This is a genomic window from Kibdelosporangium aridum (assembly GCF_900176515.1).
In the GTDB taxonomy this organism is placed as follows: domain Bacteria; phylum Actinomycetota; class Actinomycetes; order Mycobacteriales; family Pseudonocardiaceae; genus Kibdelosporangium; species Kibdelosporangium aridum.
In genome coordinates, this window is the sequence record NZ_FWXV01000007.1 from 306,481 (window position 1) to 323,103 (window position 16,623).

Sequence of the window (16,623 nt, forward strand, 5' to 3'; positions counted from 1 at the left end):
TGCGTATCGATCTAAGCAGAGACCCGTCGGCTCGCCTTCCCGGCCGCCGGGGCGAATGAATGGAGAACCGCCACATGGGCGATTACGCCAAGGCGCTAGGGGCCAAGCTCCGTGGCATCCGCCAGCAGCAAGGCCTGTCGTTGCACGGCGTCGAGCAGAAGTCCGGCGGACGCTGGAAGGCAGTCGTCGTCGGCTCCTACGAACGCGGCGACCGTGCAGTGACCGTGCAGAAGCTGGCCGAGCTGGCTGACTTCTACGGGGTACCGGTGGTCGAGCTCCTGCCTGAGGGAAGGGTCCCCTCCGGTGCCGAGCCAGCCACGAAGATCGTCATCAACCTGGAGCGGCTGCAACAGCTACCGGCCGAAAAGGTCGGCCCGCTGGCGCGCTACGCGGCCACCATCCAGAGTCAGCGAGGGGACTACAACGGCAAGGTGCTGTCCATCCGGACCGAGGACCTGCGGTCACTCGCCATCATCTACGACATGACCCCGGGCGAGCTCACCGAGCAGCTGATCGACTGGGGCGTGCTCCCGCCGGAAGCAAGGCCGTCCAAAGAGGACTGACATGACGCCGGCTGCGCGCTGGGGGACCCGTTGGACGATGGGTGGCGCGCAGCCGGTCGGCGCTGAGCACATAGCCTGAGGTCAAGAGGTCGCCCTGCACGACCGCCCGCCTCGACGGCTCTGCCAACCGCTGCGGCGCATGTCGCTGTCCACCAACGCGACAAAACCCGCCATTGGGGGAACCTCTAGTTCTCAGTCAACACCAGGGGTCCGACACTTCTCCGCCGCGCGCGTTTTCACCAGCACGTTTACGTGCAGGGCGTCTCTTGGTCAGAGAGTGGCGCGCAGCCTGTCCGCGATTGTGGCGATCCGGCCGAGCAGTCCGTTGACAAACCGCGGCGAATCGTCTGTCGACAGCATCTTCGCGAGCTGAACAGCCTCGTCAATGGCCACCGCGTCCGGCACGTCCGACGCCCACAACAGCTCATAAAGGCCGAGCCGAAGCACTGCGAGGTCCACTGCGGGCATCCGGTCGAGCGTCCAGCCTTCCGAATGCTCGGCAAGCAACTCGTCGATCCGCACCAACTGCGTCTGCACGCCCTCGATCAGCGTGACCGTGTAGTCGTTCACCGGCGGTACGTCAGGGGAACCGACCCGGTCAGCGAGCAGACTGACCGGGTCGACCTTCCTGAGCTGCGCTTCGAACAGCAGGTCAACCGCGCGCTTGCGAGCTTTGCTACGTGCGCCCATCTCAGCTGGAGACGCGCCCGAGGTAACGGCCGTCGCGCGTGTCGACCTTGACCTTCTCACCGGTGGAGAGGAACAGCGGCACCTGGATCTCCGCGCCGGTCTCGAGGGTCGCCGGCTTGGTGCCACCCGTGGAGCGGTCGCCCTGCAGACCGGGGTCGGTGTGCTGGATGACCAGCTCGAGCGAGGTCGGCAGCTCGACGTAGAGCGGCACGCCCTCGTGCGTGGCCACCGTGACCTCGGTGTTCTCCAGCAGGTAGTTCGCGCCGTCACCGACGACGTCCTTGCTGACGTGGATCTGGTCGTAGGTCTCGCCGTCCATGAACACGAAGTCCGAGCCATCGGCGTAGAGGTAGGTCATCGCACGGCGGTCGACGGTCGCGGTCTCCACCTTGGTGCCCGCGTTGAACGTCTTGTCGACGACCTTGCCGGACAGCACGGCCTTGAGGGTGGTCCGGACGAAGGCCGGGCCCTTGCCGGGCTTGACGTGCTGGAACGACACAACCGTCCACAACTGGCCCTCGATGTTGAGGACCATTCCGTTCTTCAGGTCGTTGGTGGTGGTGGCCACGGGTTCGACTCTCCTGTTTTCAAGTTCCAGGGCGTGCGTGCGTTCACACGACCATGAGCTGCTTGGTGGTCAAGGTGAGGAGTTCGGGACCGGCCTCCCGCACGACAAGCGTGTCCTCGATTCGGACACCGCCCTTGCCGGCCAGATACACGCCGGGCTCCACGGTGACCGCCATGCCGGCCGAAAGTGTACCTTCACCGGTCTTCGACAGGCTCGGGGCCTCGTGAATCTGCAGGCCAACGCCGTGTCCGAGGCCATGGAGGAACTCCTCGCCCCGACCGGCACGCTCGATGACGTCACGAGACGCGGCATCGACGTCCTTGACGTCCGCGCCGATCTTGAGCGCGGCCCGCCCAGCGGCTTGTGAAGCCGCGACGAGGTCGTAGATCTCCTTCTGCCAGTCCGCGGGCTCGCCGAGGACCACGGTGCGGGTCATGTCCGAGTGATACCCGTCCACCAACGCGCCGAAGTCCATCTTGACGAAATCACCGTGCTGCAGGACGGAATCTGTGGGCCGGTGGTGCGGAATAGCCGAGTTCGCGCCCGCGGCGACGATCGTCTCGAACGCGGGCTTCTCGGCGCCGTTCTCGAGCATCCGATCCTCGAGCTCGCGTGCGACTTCACGCTCTGACCTGCCCGGTCGCAGTCCGCCATGTGCCATCAGGTCGGCCAATGCACGGTCGGCGGCCGCACACGCCATCCGCAGCGCCTCGACCTCGGTGTCGTCCTTGATGATCCGCAGCTTCTCGATCATGCCCGGTGCACGGATCAGCTCGACGCCCGCGGCGGCGTCGGCGAGGCCGTCCAACGCCTCGACAGTGACGTGGTGGCTTTCGTAACCGGTCCGGCGGTGCTTGGTTTTCTGGGCGGCGAGTTTGTTGACCAATGCGATGGCGCTGGCGCGGTCGATGATTCGCTCGAGGTCGGGTACTTGGTGTTCGGCTTGCGTGAGGTATCGGCCGTCGGTGCAGAAGATGGTGTGCTTCTCGTCGCCGGGGCTGTCGGCGGCGTGTACCGCGAGTGCGGCGTTGGAACCGGTGAACCCGGTCAGGTATCGGATATTCAATAGGTCGACCACGAGCAGGGCGTCCAGCCCCCGCTCCCGGAGCTGGGTACGCAGTGCTTCACGGCGGCGGGCGTAGAGGTCAGACATGCGACGAGCTTAACGTCGGCACGGATTGTTGGATCACCGTTGGGCCGCACGCTCGTTATAGGGTCTTGTGGTGCGATTTTGGCTGATCCGAGGCGGAGTGCTCGCGTTTGTACTGGCTGGTGCGGACGTCGGGCTCGCCGCGATCGCTGTGCACGTCAGTTCGCTCGGCGTCATTCGCTCGATCGTGCTCGGTGTCGTCGCGGGGCTCGCTGCGCTGTGGGGCGCACTCGACGGATGGCACACCCTGGACGACCGCGCCCGGATCTGGGTGCTGGCATCGATCGTGGCCGGCTTCGCCAGCGGTGTGCTGCGGGTGATCGGCAAGGCGATCCTCGTGGACGAGACCGGGCTCAGTTCACTGGGCAGTGCGTTGACCGGCGACGCGGCGTTCGGTGCCTTGGTGATCCTCGTGCCCGCAGGACTCGGCTTGTTTGTTGGTGGACGGCTCGCTCAGCGCGGCACGGCCAAAGCGGGGCCGACCGAGTAGGCGTCCCATTTCGTCGCCGGGATGTCCTCGACGGTTGAGGAGTTCGCGGCGACGACCGTCGGCGTCACTGGATAAAGACGGCTTCCGCCGAGGAGGAAGCCAACTCCGCGACCTTCCGCCCGCATGGCCGCAGCGCCCGCCTTGATGTGCGCAGTAATCGGCGCACCGTTCAACGCCTCAGCTCGTTGGCTGATGACGACTGCGCCCATCGCTTCGGCAACCGACCGGCGGTCGACGCGCACAAACTCGTTGCCCAACACCATGTCGAGCGTCCTTTGCGGGGACGGCATCGCGAAACCTTGCAACGTGGCGAACGCTGACTGCTTGGTCGCGCAGCCGTGCGCGGTGTGCAGATCGAGTCCGAACAACTTGAGGTCTGTCGGTTCGGCCTTGTCTCGCGTCGCGCGGATGACGTCGATCGGTATGCGGCCGCATGGATCAGTCAGCGACAGCGGCGCGTGTCCGTCCGCACGGCGGGCTAGTCCCGGTCCCTCTTCCCAAGGCCCTGGAACGACTACCGGTTCGTACGGGTGTGCGGTGAAGTCCCTGTTCCAGAAGGTGATGGTGGTGCCGCCAGCCGTCTCGTGACCGATCGCGAACGCATCCAGCGCGTCGATCCACATCCAGTCGGCGCTGAAAGCGTCCACAACGGATCGTTCGCGGCCTGTGCCGGGTTTGAAGCCGCCGTGGCCCAACATCTCGACGCCTGTTGCGAACACTGGATCTTTCGAGCGCAACACGAACTGACCGGCTCCGTTGTCGTATGCCCCGGCTCCGTTTGTGTCGGTGAACATCAGATAGAACCAGCCGTCGAGGTACAGCGCCGATGGCTGACCCGCGCCGTAAGTGTTGCTTCGAGCGACTTCATATGACGAACCGACGATCGGCTCGCCTCCCTTTGCCCGCACCCACGTAACACCGTCTGCACTCGTGGCAAGCCCGATCGCATTGCCGGAACTGTGGTCGTTCGGCGCGCCTGTGTAGTACAGGTAATACGTTCCGTTGACCCTGATCACCGACGGGTCGCACGTGTGCCGACCGTCAAAGCCTTGTCCAGCACCGCCGAACACCGCCTGGGCGGTGGAGAAAGGGCCCGCCGGTGTGGCTGCCTCGGCGTAGAGCACATCGTCGCCCGGTGGCGGATTGCTGACCAGCTGGCTGCACCACCACATACGCACGCGGCCGCTGTCGACCATCACCGAAGGCGCGTAGTTGTATTGAGCGTTCTCCCCCGCAGCAGCGACAACCCCAGCATCCGGTCGCACATTGTCCTGGGACAACGCCCTCGGTTGCGGCGGAGGCGCCGCAGCAGGCGCGGGCGCCGGCCTAGGGGCGGATCGGGCGGGTTCAGATGCACCACCGATGACTGCGGCCCCAACGCCATCGGCCTGTGGCGGAACCTCCGAACACGACGCCAACGCCGCTGCACCTAGCAACACCAACACCAAACGACGCACACACGAACCTTCCGTCACCCAGTCGGGCGACAGTCTACGGTCCTCCCATTGGGCTCGGAGTCAACGCGGCGTGATCCGCATCCCCATGTCGGCCACCTCAATCACGACATCGGGGCCGTTCTGGGGCCACGGCCGTACCGAGAATCAGCGAACCGTTGTCCGCGGCAGTACGGCATAGACGCGGTGGGGATCGTCGTAGTGAACGCCTGTACCGACATCCAGGAAACCGAGCCGGGTGGCGAGGCGTTGGCTGGCGTCGTTGTCCCGATGGACAAGCGCCCAGACAGCTGCGAGGCGAAGCGTGTGCAACCCGTGGTCCCTGATCGCGATGGCGGCTTCGGTCGCCAGACCACGTCCTTGGTGCGCTGTGCCGAGATACCACCCGATCTCGGCCACATCGCCGGGAAGTTCCCACGACGGACGCAAGTGACCGATACCCACCAGGATGTCGTCCTCGACGAAAGCCCAATGCCCCATGCCAGTTGGCCCGTCATAGGCCAGCCTGCGGTCGATCATCTTGTCCACCCACCCAGGCTCCTGCACGTCCTTGCGCAGGAAGCGCGTCAGCTCCGGGTCGCTGAAGATGTCTCGCACGTCACGCCGGTCGTCCTCACGCAATGGCCGGATCACCAGGCGCTCGGTCCTCAGCGTGGGCTGCGCAGCCAGCCCGTTGGTCTCGACCGGTGGCAGCAGGACATGGATCCTGGCAGGCCCAGCCAACTGGTAGTGGTCGGCGATATCTAGGAAACCGAGTGACTTCGCGAGCCGAATGCTCGGCTCGTTGTGCTTGTGAATCAGCGCCCAAATCGCAGGCAACCCCAGGGTGCGGATGCCGTAGTCGAGCAACGTACGAAGCGCTTCGCCCGCGTACCCCTGACCGGCGTGCGTGCGAGCAATGAACCAACCAACTTCAATCACTTTGCCCGGCAGCCGGTCAGACGGTGTGAACCGGCCGACGCCGATCACCAGTCCGTTGAGATCCAGCAGCCAAGTGCCCATGCCGTTCGGCGAACCCCAGCCGAGCCATCTCTCGAAACTGGTCGCCGCGTTGACTGGATCCGACATGTCCCGCGTCAGATATTTGCTACTGGCCGGATCAGCGAAGATCTTGACCACCGCGTCCCGGTCGTCGGCCCGCATCGGCCGCAGCGTCAACCGGTTCGTCTCGAACGTCGGCTGGCTCATTGCTCAGCCAACCACCTGATCGCCAGCGGGTAGCCCTGAACGCCAAGACCAACGATCACTCCGCTGGCAACAGCGGAGATGTAGCTGTGGTGGCGGAACTCCTCACGTTGGTGCACGTTCGAGATGTGGACCTCGACCAGTGGGGCGGTCAACATCGCGCAGGCATCCGCGATCGCGATGGAGTAATGCGTCCATGCTCCCGCGTTCAGGACAACAGCGGTCTTCTGGTCGGCGGCCTCGTGCAGCCAGCCGATCATCTCGCCCTCGTGGTTGGTCTGCCTGACCTCGACGTCGACCCCGAGTTCCTTGCCGGTCTGCTCGCAAAGGGCGACCAGGTCGGCGTGCGTGGTGCGGCCGTAGACCTCTGGTTCTCTTGTGCCGAGCCTGCCCAGGTTCGGGCCATTGAGCACCAGGATCTTCACAGCAGCATCCCTCCGTCCGCCGATTTGGCCGCGACCGCCGAATACGCACCGGCCAGCAACGCCGGGTCGGGTCCTTCCAACCTGCCAGGCTTCGCCAGTCCATCAAGCACAACGAAGCGCAGCACTCCTGAGCGGGTCTTCTTGTCGTTGCGCATCCCGTCGATCAACTGAGGCAAAGCATCAGCGTCGTAGTGGGTCGGCAGGCCGATCGATTGGAGCACTTCGCGGTGCCGATCTGCGGTGGCGTCGTCGAGCCGACCAGCGAGGCGAGCCAACTCGGCGGCGAACACCATGCCCACGCTGACGGCCGCACCATGGCGCCAGCGATAACGCTCGCGCCGCTCGATCGCATGGCCGAGAGTGTGGCCGTAGTTGAGGATCTCGCGCAGTCCCGACTCACGGAGGTCCTGCCCGACCACGTCAGCCTTGATCTGGATCTTGCGGGCGACCAACTCGGCGATCACGTCACCGTCCGGGTCGACCGCGGCTTTCGGATCGGCTTCGACCAGCTCGAGGATGCGGGGATCCGCGATGAACCCGCCCTTGATCACCTCTGCCATGCCGGCGATGAGCTCATTGGCCGGCAACGTGGTGAGCGTGGAGAGGTCAACGAGCACCACGCTGGGCTCATGGAAGGCCCCGACGAGGTTCTTGCCCGCGTCGGTGTTGATGCCGGTCTTGCCACCGATCGACGCGTCGACCATGCCCAGCAGCGTCGTCGGGACGTTGATCAGGCGCACACCACGCAGCCAGGTCGCCGCGACAAACCCGGCAAGATCAGTGACCGCCCCGCCGCCGAGGCCGACGACGATGCCCTGCCGGTCCAGGCCGATACGACCGAGCACTTCCCAGCAATACCCGGCGACGGGCAGAGCCTTGCCGTCCTCGGCGTCCGGGATCTCAATCCTGTGCGTGTCGACGCCAGCGCTCGCGATTTCCTCACGAGCTGCCTCGGCTGTCGTGGTCAACGTCGGCGGGTGCACGATCGCGACCTTGGAAGCCCCTTGGACCCTTTCGACCAAATCACCAAGCAGACCGCGGCCGATGACGACCTCGTACGGCTGCTCGGCGGTCACTGCGATTCTGACTGGCTCCATCGCTGTCACCTCACCGGCATTGCCGCGAGAACATCTTCGAGGATGTCTTGCGGGTCACGGCCATTCGTTTCCACAGTGGCGTCCGCGACCTGGGTGTAGATCGGACGCCTGTCGGCCAGCATCTGCCGCAGGTGCGCCCGCGGGTTCGGCAACAGCCACGGGTGCAGCGCGACAAGGCCTTCCCGCTTAAGCAAGTGATCGAGGTCAACGTCCAGGAACACGACGTTATAGGGCTTCAGCAACTCCGGGACGCCAGGTGCGGTGGGTGTCCCGCCTCCGAGGGCGAGCACCCCGTCGTGCTTGGGCAGAACACGGACCAGGAGTTCGTGTTCCAATTCCTGGAACCGCTCACGACCGAAGTCGACAACCAAGTCGCCGGCTTCCTTGCCATGCTCAGCTGCCATGTCATCGTCGAAGTCACGAAAGCCGACGCCGAGCCGTTCGGCCGCCATCCTGCCGATCGTGCTCTTGCCCGAACCGGGTGGCCCCACCAGGACCAGCACCGGACCGTTGGTGCTCACCAGCGCTCCTCCAGTGCCTTCAAGTACGCCGCAGCATTTGCCCGCGTCTCGCGCATCGAATCGCCGCCGAACTTCTCCAACGCCGCGTCGGCCAGGATCAGCGCGACAACGGACTCAAGGACAACACCGGCACGCGGGACCGCGCACACGTCCGACCGCTGGTGGATGGCCACCGCAGGTTCACCCGTAACGACATCCACAGTGGACAGTGCTTTCGGGACGGTCGAGATCGGCTTCATGGCGACTCGGGCGCGCAACGGCTCGCCATTGGTGACACCGCCCTCCAAACCACCAGCGCGGTTGGAGCGGCGAGTCACCCCCTTCGGACCATCACCCTTGTCAATCTCGTCGTGTGCCTTGCTGCCCCAACGCCGCGCGGTGGTGAAACCATCACCGATCTCCACGCCCTTCATCGCCTGGACACCCATCAGCGCACCGGCCAACCGAGCGTCAAGCCGTCGGTCCCAGTGAACGTAGCTACCCAAGCCGGGCGGCAAGCCATACGCGATCACTTCGATCACGCCTCCGACGGTGTCGCCGGCCTGCTTGACAGCGTCTACCTCCGCCACCATCGCGTCAGTTGCCGCCTGGCCGAACGCCCGTACTGGGCTCTCGTCAATCGCCGCGAGGTCTCCTGGCGTCGGCTCGGGCCCTTCAGGTGCTTCTGCGGCACCGATGGACACGACATGGCTAATGATCTCGACGCCGAGCAATTGCCGGAGGAAGGCCTTGGCCACGGTGCCCAGCGCCGTCCGCGCCGCGGTCTCCCGCGCGCTGGCTCGTTCGAGCACTGGCCGAGCCTCTTCAAAGCCGTACTTCTGCATGCCTGCGAGGTCCGCATGGCCAGGTCGAGGCCGGGTCAATGGCTCGTTCCGGGCAAGTCCGGCCAGCTCGTCCGGGTCAACCGGATCGGCCGCCATGACCTTCTCCCACTTGGGCCATTCGGAGTTCTCGATCTTGACCGCGATCGGGCCACCCTGAGTACGGCCGTGTCGCACGCCACCGAGGAACTCGACATCGTCGGTCTCGAACCCCATGCGCGGGCTGCGCCCGAAGCCGAGCCTGCGCCTGGCCAGTTGGCCGGTCAGGTCCTCCGTGGTGACCTCGACCCCGGCCACCATTCCTTCGAGCACGGCAACAAGGGCCGGGCCGTGCGATTCCCCAGCGGTTATCCAGCGCAGCACAGGTCGATCCTTTCACGTCGTGGGAGCTCAGCCCTCCCCTGGGGGCGGTTGTCCAGATGCGAGCCACTGCCGGAATTGCTCGGGATTGCGCACTCCGTGCTCGAGTACGGCGGTGTAAATGGGCAGGCCGCCCGGGTATGCCGGTAGACGGCGTTGGGCGTCCTTGATCGCCAAGATGACATCCCGCTGGTCAGCCATGACCGAGTGACGCAGCTCCTCATGCCATGAAGCAACGTTGTCGTGCACGTCGTGCAACCACAGCGAGAGGTCGACACACCACTCCCCTCCGGGTCGTTCAATGCCGATCTCGACGTGGTACCGCTCGTCCCGGGCGTATTCAGTAGGACAACGCGTCCCCCTCTCATCCTGGAATTCGAAACCCACCACCCCTGGAAGATCGATCAGACGCTGCATCAACGTCATCACATCCGTTGGCGTGAATTGGGGCCCGACAAGGACCATCACGTCCAGTTCGCGCCAGGTCATCAGCCCGGAAACGAAGCTCCCTGCTAACAGCACGGGTCCTGACTCGGCCAGGAGCTCAACAAGCTTCAGCTCGTGTAGCAGCTCCGCGCCCTCGGCCTGTAATTGCGCCTGGCGCTGCGCCAGCTCCGACTCCACTTCGACAGTCCACCACGGGGCCGTGGTGGACTCGTACGCAATTTCCCATCAGATAGTCGTGCCGATGCCACACCGCCGCGGGTGCATGGGCTGTGGAGACGTCAGTGCGCGCCTCCGATCTGGGCGTGAGCGGTACTGATCAGGCTGGCGGGTCGAGGTACCGGTGGTCAGGTGCGATCGCATACGCGTGAGTCGTGTGGCCGTCCGGACTGGTGAGGGTTAGCACGCCTGGCGCTGGATAAGTGAAGGTCCAACCGACGTGCTGCTTCTCCACCTTGTGATGGGCACATCGTGTGGCGACAGTCGCGGCGTTGGGTTCGTCATCGGGGACGATGGGGCTGGCCTCCGCAGCTGCCCTGCAACCAGCGATCTGACATTCGTCAGGACGTTCAAGCTGAGCTGGCAGAGCATACCGACGGTGACTGACGTCGAGGACATGCACCGTTGGGTTCATCGATTCCGAACCACGCGGCGCGTCAGCCACATGCTCGGCGGCGGGAACAGATTCATGTGCGGCGGGCTCGTTGCGTCGTTCGGTTTGGCCCGGTTGGGCCGCTGACGAGATCGCATCCTTGTTGGGTAGGTCTTTACCACCGTTGTCGCCCACGACCAGGTCGAACACGACCGCCACTCGGCGCTGTCCATCAGTGCGAGTGTCGCCGGGGACTTTGGCTTCCTTGGCGAGAGCATCGATGCGCGAGCGGGCAGCGACCGCGTCCTCCGTTGTGAGGTCGACAGTAAGTTTGCTCATCCCGTCAACACAGGGTTCGACTGATACGTCGGGGTTCTGCCTGGACGCTTTGCGGCGGGCGACCGCGTCGGCGTCCACCTTGGTCACTTCTTGCCGGATGGACTCCCGGAACCTGCGGTAGTTGGCGCGTGCACCACCTTCAAGGACTGCCCGCTCGATCCTGGCCGCGTCCTCTTTGGACATGCGGCCGGCGAGGTCGACCATTGCCAGCGCCCGGCGTTGGTCGATCTCGCCTTTGGCTAGCGCGGACAGCGTCGCAGGCAGCCATTCGACCAGCTTGCGCGACTGCCTGATCTGCGTGTCGACGACCCGAGGTGACACTGCAAGCTCCGCGGACAACAGTTTACGGGCGTCGTTGTCGAGTGCCTTCCCATCCTTTCCTGGCGGCCTTAGGTCCGCGAACCTGGCTAGTGCCCTGGCGATCTGCGCTTCGTAGAAGGCTTTCATCCGGGTGGCGTGGATGATCACGTTCAGACATTGCGACGCGGCCATCTTCTCGATGGAACCGATCACCGGCGACTCAACACGGCCGTGGTCCATCAACTTGTCAGCAGGCATTGTTCATCCAATCGAAGATCACGAAACAGGGAATGTGCGGATCGTTTGACGCTCAGAGCGCCAGAGGCGCGACGTCAGCAGGTAAGCCAGGCGTCGCAGGCAGGAACGCGAGAAGCCATGTGGCAGCAAGCAAACCTGGTCCGTGCGGGACACGGTCGGATTGACGACCTGGCGACACCGCTCGAAGTGCGAGGGTGATCAGGGCCGCCAACGCCAGGCCGACGGAGAGGGCAAGCCAGCTCACCGCGCCGAGTATTGCTCCCAGGCTGCCGGAGAGCTTGACGTCACCGCGTCCCAGCGATCCAGGGACGAGGAAGTGGATAGTCGCGTGTAGACAGAAGAACAACGCGCCGCCCACGAGTGCCCGTTCCAGGCTGCCCGCGAACGCAAGCAGCAGCCCGAAAACGGGATAAGCCGAGAGCGTCAGCGCGTCTGGAAGCCGGCCGTGCTTCAAGTCTGTTGCGGTAAGCGGGACGGCGAACCAAGACAACGCCATCATCACCGGCAACCAAAGGGTAGGCATGCCCGCCAGACCTGCTAGTCCCCAAAGGATCGCGCAGGCGGCTTCACACCACCCGGGCCTCAACTGCGCGCCACGCCGCAGCCTGCACAGCAGGCAGCGGCCGAGCGCTCCAGCAAGGAGACCGCTCGCGATAAGGGACACGGTGAGGACCACGCGTCCACCCTGCCCACAAGTGGCCGCTGAAAGCCAGAGTTTGGTGGATCGAGACCGTACGAACGGTCCGTTCGTACGATGTCAGTTGGGCTTTTCCCAGGTCAGCGAGTAGCGCCAAAGAATATGACGGCGGTATCGGACCCCTGGGAGTAACGTCGCTGCCAGACGACGCATGCTGGAGTAGGTCTCGGGCGGAGGCCAGCACACGGGCGATGGGTGCTGCCAGTAGCCTTTCGAGCGCTTGTGCACCCGCGTTGCCACGGCCCCGGCCACCTCATACGGCAGGTCGCGCACTTGCGGTCTGGCCAGCCCGACGATCACCATCGTTCCACCCGGTCTCAGCAGGGATTTGAAGCGGGTGAGCGCCGCAGTGGCGTCCATGTGGTGCAGTGTGGCGACCGACGTTATGAAGTCGAACGACGAGGGAAAGTCGTGCGTCAGGACATCCGCCACAACATATGAAATGTCGTCGTCGAACGACGTCGCCAAGTCGATGCTCGATCGGTCGAGATCCACCCCGACGACGTCCGGCACCTTCTCCCGCAGCCGACGGGCCAGCATGCCTTCACCACACCCGACGTCCAACGCGCTACGGGCACCTGGCGGCACAGCGGACAAGATCATCGGGTGGTAGTGGATGTTGTGGTTCCAGCGGTTGGACATGATCAAGGGTGCCACAGGAACAACGTGTCGCCAGCGTTCACGGGACCATCAGGCGCGACGTCCGTCAGCGCGCCATTCTGTGCGTCCAGTGCGACAACAGGGCAGATCGACGAGTAGCCGACAGCTTCGACAGCGGCCGGATTCCATCCGATGATCGGCTGCCCTGCGCGTACGGTTTCCCCTTTCACCACGTGCAAGGTGAAACCGTCGCCCTTCATCTTCACTGTGTCGATTCCCAAGTGGACCAATACGGCTTGGCCGCTGTCTCCCGCCACGACGAATGCGTGCGGATGCAGAGTCACCACGACGCCGTCAATCGGCGACAGGACGTCGGCGGCTGCGGTAGAAGGCTGTACGGCTACGCCTGGTCCGACCATGGTCTGGGCGAAGACTGGGTCTGGCACGGCGGAAAGGGCGACAACCGACCCGGACACCGGGCTGGAAACACGCAATGTCACAGAAGGTCCTCGATGTCGCTGGCGATGGTGTCAGCTTCCGGTCCGACCACGATCTGCACCGCTCCGCCCATCCGGACGACACCGTGCACGCCGAGAGAACGCAACGCTGGTTCGTCCACCAGGGAATCGTCCTCCAGTTCGCACCTGAGCCGGGTGATACACGGCTCGAGTTCGATCACGTTTTCCGCTCCACCGATGGCGGCAAGGATCTTCGCCGCTCGCTCGTCTGCCATCTGCTCGTCCCTCTCTGTTGCGCAGCCTGCGCAATTTGTACGCGCCACATACCGACCGCGTCACGCATCGACACAAAGCTGTAACGGTCGTTGACACTTAACACCTGTCAGGCGCATAGTCCCGCACCTACCTGGTCTAGACCAGGCGGTTGAACGCGTCAGGACACCCGGCCCCGACACGGGAGATTTTCCAGTGAGCGCACCACAGATCCAGCAGTCCGGCCGCGGCTTGGCCGGTTTACAACGCTTCGCGCGAAGCCTCATGCTACCCATCGCGGCTCTTCCGGCCGCGGCTCTGTTGTCCCGCCTCGGTTACATCGACGGTAACGGCAAAGGACAAGGCGAGCTGATCGCAGCCATCCCCGGAGCGTTCTTCGACGACGCCGCGAGGGTGATCGGCGCTGGCGGCAACGCGCTGTTCGACTTCCTGCCTTTGCTGTTCGCGATCGGTATCGCCATCGGATTCGCACGAAAGGCGGACGGCTCAGCCGCACTCGCAGCCGCAGTCGGCTACCTGGTGTTCCACCAGGTGCTCGTCGCCACCATCCAGGACACGAGTCTCACCGAGGGCAAGTCGTTCATGGGCGGCCCGTACGGTGTCCTGGGTGGCATCATCAGCGGCCTGATCACCGCTGTCCTCTGGACGCGGTATCACCGCATCAAACTGCCGCCCTACCTGGCCTTCTTCGGCGGCAGAAGGTTCGTGCCGATCATCGCCGCGGTGGTCATGCTGATCGTCGGTGTGCTTCTTGGGTTGGTCTACAGCTGGTTCAACAGCGGGTTGACGGCCGTCGGTGAGGCCGTTTCGGGGTCCACCGTTCTCGGGGCAGGCATTTACGGTGCGCTCAACCGGTTCCTGATCCCCTTCGGCCTGCACCACATCATCAACTCGTTCGTGTGGTTTGTGTTCGGCGAGGCCAACGGTGTCACAGGTGACCTCAACCGGTTCTTCGCCGGTGACCCCAATGCCGGCACGTTCATGTCCGGGTTCTTCCCGATCTTCATGTTCGCGCTGCCCGCAGCGGCGCTGGCGATTTACCACACCGCCCGGCCGGAGAACCGCAGGCTGGTCGGCGGCCTGATGCTGGCCGCGGCGCTCGCGTCGTTCCTGACCGGTGTGACCGAGCCGCTCGAGTTCGCGTTCATCTTCGTTGCTTGGCCACTGTTGATCGTGCACGCCGTGCTCACAGGCGTGTCACTCGCGGTTACCAACGCTCTTGGTGTGCATGACGGGTTCGGGTTCTCGGCAGGCGCTATCGACTACGTGTTGAACTGGAATCTCGCTACCAAGCCGTGGTTGATCATCCCGATCGGTCTGGTGTTCGCGGTGATCTATTACGCAGTGTTCCGGTTCGTCATCACGAAGTGGAACTTGCGCACGCCGGGCCGGGAAGCTGAGCCGCTCGACAACGAGACGACGATGGACACGCCGACGGAGCGGGTCCGGCCGCCGCAGAATCCGCCACCCTCGCCGGGTCGACGTGCCTGAGGTGCGGGTCCGGGTGGCCAGCAAGGTAGGGCTGCACGCAAGGCCCGCCGCGCTGGTCGCCCGGTTGGCGGCCGAACAGCCGGTTACCGTGACCATCCGCAAGGACGGTGGCGAACCGGTGCTTGCGGCCAGCTTGCTTAACCTGATGACGCTTGGCGCGATGCATGGTGATGAGGTTGTCCTTGCCGCTGAGGGTGATGGTGCAGAGTCCAGTTTGGACAAGCTCGCGGCGTTGATTGCGACCGATTTGGATTCATAGGTCGCCGAACTGCCGCGACCGGGCTGCGGTGTTGTCGACTTGGCGTTGTTGGTGCTGCTGGCGCATTTCAAGTGCGGCCACAGCGTGTCTCGAAAGCAGGCGCCCGGTTCTTGGTGTGCGTTACGGTGACGCGCTATGGCGACTTGGAAAGAGTTCAGTGAAGCGGCGCCGCAGACCGCCTCAGTCTTCGTTCGCCGGCACACGGCCACCGGCAACCTCTGCATGCTGGGCACTCTCCGTTCGGACGGGTTTCCCCGAATAAGTCCGATGGAGCCGAGATTCTTCGAAGGCCAGCTCTGGCTCATCGGGATGCCGAACACGACGAAGTTCTACGACCTCGCGCGTGACCCGCGGTTCTGTCTGCATACCGCGACCGTTGACACACATCTGGCCGACGGCGACGCGAAGCTCTTCGGCGTGGTCCAAGACGTTCAGGACAAGGCTCTGCACCAGCGGTTCGCCGAGGCGTTGTTCGAGGAGACTGGTTTCGACCTTCGCGGACGAGAGTTCGGCCATTTCTACGCGGCCGACCTGACCAGTGCGTCGGCGGTGGAGTCCGTCGACGACCGACTGGAGATCACCATCTGGAAGCCCGGCGAGCCCGAGCGGGTCGTTCGCAAATAAGTCTTGTGCCGCGGTTGGCGGCGTCAAATCCGGCGTCCGACTTCCGGGGTGCACGCGGTCGCCGGAAGCCGGAGCCATGCGTCGTTAGTAAGTCGGGCAGAGATAGTCCGGTGTGCCCGCGCGTGTCTTGATTGCTTGAATTATGTCGGTTTTGGCGTCCGCGTAGTTCTGGACGTACTTCCAGTCGCGTTTGGCCAGTTCCTGCTTAGTTGTCTGATATAGCAGGCGGTCGTCGTCGTTGGTTCGAAGCCAGTCACGGAATACTGTGTAGATGTCCATCTCGACGCATCCGGCCGTGTACGTGTGCAGGTTGACGTCCCGCTTGTGGCCGCGGTCGACGCGCGAATAGAAGCAGCGATGTTCGTGGAATTCCGGCTCGCGAATGTGCAGGTCATAGCCCGCAGCGACGAGGGCAGGCACGTAGGAGTCCTCGTTGGAGGAATCTGGCACCTCAAGCGCGATGTCGATGATGGGTTTGGCCGCCAGGCCGGGAACCGATGTCGAGCCGACGTGCTCGACGCGCAGCGCGACCGGCCCTAGCGCGGTGCGTATTTTGTCGGCTTCCTCGGCGAACCACGAGGGCCAAAGCGGGTCATAGTCGGCGACGACGACTTTTACGGAGTAAGGAGCCGGAGCGTCGCCGACCAACGCGGCCAGATATTGGTCGTCCTTGGACACGTGTTCCTCAGACACGACAAACCCCTCTCGATAGGCAAGTCCTTCAGGCCATCGAGAGGTGCAACCGCTTATTCAGCGCCCTAGTTTGCGCCGCGTAGTGGTCCGTTGCGCCGCCGCAGCGACCGTCCCCACGGCTGCCACCGCACCGAACAACGCCAAGAAACCGGCAAAGAACACGGCCATGACGACAAGCACGACCGCCAGCATGCCCATGGTCAACGCTGTACCCACGCACACCCTCCGTTCAGCGATACCCACCGCATCGTGAGCATCACTTCCCTGTGTA

The 16,623-nt window shown here is 64.3% G+C and carries 22 protein-coding genes; 5 read left to right on the plus strand and 17 right to left on the minus strand.

The window, feature by feature from the left end:
* Positions 1 to 74: 74 nt before the first annotated feature.
* Positions 75 to 563 carry a transcriptional regulator BldD gene (gene bldD, locus B9C43_RS34905; protein WP_003096372.1) on the plus strand — a complete coding sequence of 163 codons (489 nt, stop codon included), beginning with the start codon at positions 75 to 77 and terminating at the stop codon, positions 561 to 563.
* Positions 564 to 833: 270 nt separating this feature from the next.
* Here bldD and nusB read toward each other — a convergent pair whose 3' ends face one another.
* Genes nusB through B9C43_RS34920 form a run of 3 tightly spaced genes read right to left on the minus strand, consistent with a single transcriptional unit; the run spans position 834 to position 2,974 of the window.
* Positions 834 to 1,253, minus strand: coding sequence for a transcription antitermination factor NusB (gene nusB / locus B9C43_RS34910; protein WP_033390155.1), 420 nt, complete (start codon positions 1,251 to 1,253; stop codon positions 834 to 836).
* A gap of 1 nt (position 1,254) precedes the next feature.
* The gene (gene efp / locus B9C43_RS34915) at positions 1,255 to 1,821 is read right to left on the minus strand and encodes an elongation factor P (protein ID WP_260478970.1); all 567 of its coding nucleotides are present in this window, start codon (positions 1,819 to 1,821) and stop codon (positions 1,255 to 1,257) included.
* A 43-nt stretch (positions 1,822 to 1,864) separates the two neighbouring features.
* The gene (locus B9C43_RS34920) at positions 1,865 to 2,974 is read right to left on the minus strand and encodes an aminopeptidase P family protein (protein WP_084431002.1); all 1,110 of its coding nucleotides are present in this window, start codon (positions 2,972 to 2,974) and stop codon (positions 1,865 to 1,867) included.
* A 70-nt stretch (positions 2,975 to 3,044) separates the two neighbouring features.
* Between B9C43_RS34920 and B9C43_RS34925 the strand changes: the two genes are divergently transcribed.
* Positions 3,045 to 3,461, plus strand: a complete 417-nt coding sequence (locus tag B9C43_RS34925) for a hypothetical protein (RefSeq protein ID WP_084431203.1) — start codon at positions 3,045 to 3,047, stop codon at positions 3,459 to 3,461.
* Here the strand turns inward: B9C43_RS34925 and B9C43_RS34930 are convergent.
* The 12 genes from B9C43_RS34930 to B9C43_RS34985 form a co-directional block, all read right to left on the minus strand.
* Positions 3,425 to 4,909 (minus strand): glycoside hydrolase family protein, encoded by a 1,485-nt coding sequence (locus B9C43_RS34930; RefSeq protein WP_084431202.1) that lies wholly within the window; start codon positions 4,907 to 4,909, stop codon positions 3,425 to 3,427. The two genes, B9C43_RS34925 and B9C43_RS34930, sit on opposite strands and share 37 nt — an antisense overlap.
* A 153-nt stretch (positions 4,910 to 5,062) precedes the next feature.
* A complete protein-coding gene (locus tag B9C43_RS34935; protein WP_084431003.1) occupies positions 5,063 to 6,103 on the minus strand; it encodes a GNAT family N-acetyltransferase in 1,041 nt (346 codons plus the stop codon).
* On the minus strand, positions 6,100 to 6,525 hold the full coding sequence (gene aroQ / locus B9C43_RS34940; protein WP_084431004.1) for a type II 3-dehydroquinate dehydratase: 426 nt from the start codon (positions 6,523 to 6,525) through the stop codon (positions 6,100 to 6,102). The genes B9C43_RS34935 and aroQ overlap by 4 nt, the downstream gene beginning before the upstream one ends.
* Positions 6,522 to 7,622, minus strand: a complete 1,101-nt coding sequence (gene aroB, locus B9C43_RS34945; protein ID WP_084431005.1) for a 3-dehydroquinate synthase — start codon at positions 7,620 to 7,622, stop codon at positions 6,522 to 6,524. Before aroB ends, aroQ begins: the two co-directional genes overlap by 4 nt.
* Before the next feature lie 5 nt (positions 7,623 to 7,627).
* Positions 7,628 to 8,143 carry a shikimate kinase gene (locus B9C43_RS34950; RefSeq protein ID WP_084431006.1) on the minus strand — a complete coding sequence of 172 codons (516 nt, stop codon included), beginning with the start codon at positions 8,141 to 8,143 and terminating at the stop codon, positions 7,628 to 7,630.
* A complete protein-coding gene (aroC, locus tag B9C43_RS34955) occupies positions 8,140 to 9,327 on the minus strand; it encodes a chorismate synthase (protein ID WP_084431007.1) in 1,188 nt (395 codons plus the stop codon). Before aroC ends, B9C43_RS34950 begins: the two co-directional genes overlap by 4 nt.
* A 27-nt stretch (positions 9,328 to 9,354) precedes the next feature.
* A complete protein-coding gene (locus tag B9C43_RS34960; protein WP_084431008.1) occupies positions 9,355 to 9,948 on the minus strand; it encodes a hypothetical protein in 594 nt (197 codons plus the stop codon).
* A 139-nt stretch (positions 9,949 to 10,087) separates the two neighbouring features.
* Complete coding sequence (locus tag B9C43_RS34965) at positions 10,088 to 11,257, minus strand: DUF222 domain-containing protein (protein WP_084431009.1); 1,170 nt, start codon at positions 11,255 to 11,257, stop codon at positions 10,088 to 10,090.
* Positions 11,258 to 11,309: 52 nt separating this feature from the next.
* On the minus strand, positions 11,310 to 11,780 hold the full coding sequence (locus B9C43_RS34970; protein ID WP_235039036.1) for a prepilin peptidase: 471 nt from the start codon (positions 11,778 to 11,780) through the stop codon (positions 11,310 to 11,312).
* Positions 11,781 to 12,014: 234 nt separating this feature from the next.
* Positions 12,015 to 12,611, minus strand: a complete 597-nt coding sequence (locus B9C43_RS34975) for a class I SAM-dependent methyltransferase (protein WP_200825823.1) — start codon at positions 12,609 to 12,611, stop codon at positions 12,015 to 12,017.
* On the minus strand, positions 12,599 to 13,054 hold the full coding sequence (locus B9C43_RS34980; RefSeq protein WP_084431011.1) for a PTS sugar transporter subunit IIA: 456 nt from the start codon (positions 13,052 to 13,054) through the stop codon (positions 12,599 to 12,601). The genes B9C43_RS34975 and B9C43_RS34980 overlap by 13 nt, the downstream gene beginning before the upstream one ends.
* Positions 13,051 to 13,287: a PTS sugar transporter subunit IIB gene (locus B9C43_RS34985; protein ID WP_033390170.1), complete on the minus strand. Its 237-nt coding sequence runs from the start codon at positions 13,285 to 13,287 to the stop codon at positions 13,051 to 13,053. Before B9C43_RS34985 ends, B9C43_RS34980 begins: the two co-directional genes overlap by 4 nt.
* 193 nt (positions 13,288 to 13,480) lie before the next feature.
* Between B9C43_RS34985 and B9C43_RS34990 the strand changes: the two genes are divergently transcribed.
* The 3 genes from B9C43_RS34990 to B9C43_RS35000 all read left to right on the plus strand — a co-directional run bounded on the left by B9C43_RS34990 (position 13,481) and on the right by B9C43_RS35000 (position 15,659).
* Positions 13,481 to 14,776, plus strand: coding sequence for a PTS transporter subunit EIIC (locus tag B9C43_RS34990; RefSeq protein WP_235039037.1), 1,296 nt, complete (start codon positions 13,481 to 13,483; stop codon positions 14,774 to 14,776).
* The gene (locus B9C43_RS34995; RefSeq protein WP_084431012.1) at positions 14,769 to 15,035 is read left to right on the plus strand and encodes an HPr family phosphocarrier protein; all 267 of its coding nucleotides are present in this window, start codon (positions 14,769 to 14,771) and stop codon (positions 15,033 to 15,035) included. Before B9C43_RS34990 ends, B9C43_RS34995 begins: the two co-directional genes overlap by 8 nt.
* Before the next feature lie 135 nt (positions 15,036 to 15,170).
* Complete coding sequence (locus tag B9C43_RS35000) at positions 15,171 to 15,659, plus strand: pyridoxamine 5'-phosphate oxidase family protein (protein WP_084431013.1); 489 nt, start codon at positions 15,171 to 15,173, stop codon at positions 15,657 to 15,659.
* A gap of 84 nt (positions 15,660 to 15,743) precedes the next feature.
* On the opposite strand, the gene B9C43_RS35005 is transcribed toward B9C43_RS35000, so the two are convergent.
* Together B9C43_RS35005 and B9C43_RS56965 are read right to left on the minus strand one after the other, a co-directional pair.
* Entirely contained in the window at positions 15,744 to 16,352 is a 609-nt protein-coding gene (locus B9C43_RS35005) for a GrpB family protein (RefSeq protein WP_084431014.1), read from the minus strand.
* 57 nt (positions 16,353 to 16,409) lie between these two features.
* Entirely contained in the window at positions 16,410 to 16,568 is a 159-nt protein-coding gene (locus B9C43_RS56965; protein WP_160096897.1) for a hypothetical protein, read from the minus strand.
* Positions 16,569 to 16,623: the final 55 nt, after the last annotated feature.

What these genes read in the sequence shown, in the direction of transcription:
- bldD (WP_003096372.1), top strand. Translation starts at nt 75, where the DNA reads ATGGGCGATTACGCCAAGGCGCTAGGGGCCAAGCTCCGTGGCATCCGC.
- nusB (WP_033390155.1), bottom strand. Translation starts at nt 1,253, where the DNA reads ATGGGCGCACGTAGCAAAGCTCGCAAGCGCGCGGTTGACCTGCTGTTC.
- B9C43_RS34920 (WP_084431002.1), bottom strand. Translation starts at nt 2,974, where the DNA reads ATGTCTGACCTCTACGCCCGCCGCCGTGAAGCACTGCGTACCCAGCTC.
- B9C43_RS34935 (WP_084431003.1), bottom strand. Translation starts at nt 6,103, where the DNA reads ATGAGCCAGCCGACGTTCGAGACGAACCGGTTGACGCTGCGGCCGATG.
- aroB (WP_084431005.1), bottom strand. Translation starts at nt 7,622, where the DNA reads ATGGAGCCAGTCAGAATCGCAGTGACCGCCGAGCAGCCGTACGAGGTC.
- B9C43_RS34965 (WP_084431009.1), bottom strand. Translation starts at nt 11,257, where the DNA reads ATGCCTGCTGACAAGTTGATGGACCACGGCCGTGTTGAGTCGCCGGTG.
- B9C43_RS34970 (WP_235039036.1), bottom strand. Translation starts at nt 11,780, where the DNA reads ATGCCTACCCTTTGGTTGCCGGTGATGATGGCGTTGTCTTGGTTCGCC.
- B9C43_RS34985 (WP_033390170.1), bottom strand. Translation starts at nt 13,287, where the DNA reads ATGGCAGACGAGCGAGCGGCGAAGATCCTTGCCGCCATCGGTGGAGCG.
- B9C43_RS35000 (WP_084431013.1), top strand. Translation starts at nt 15,171, where the DNA reads ATGGCGACTTGGAAAGAGTTCAGTGAAGCGGCGCCGCAGACCGCCTCA.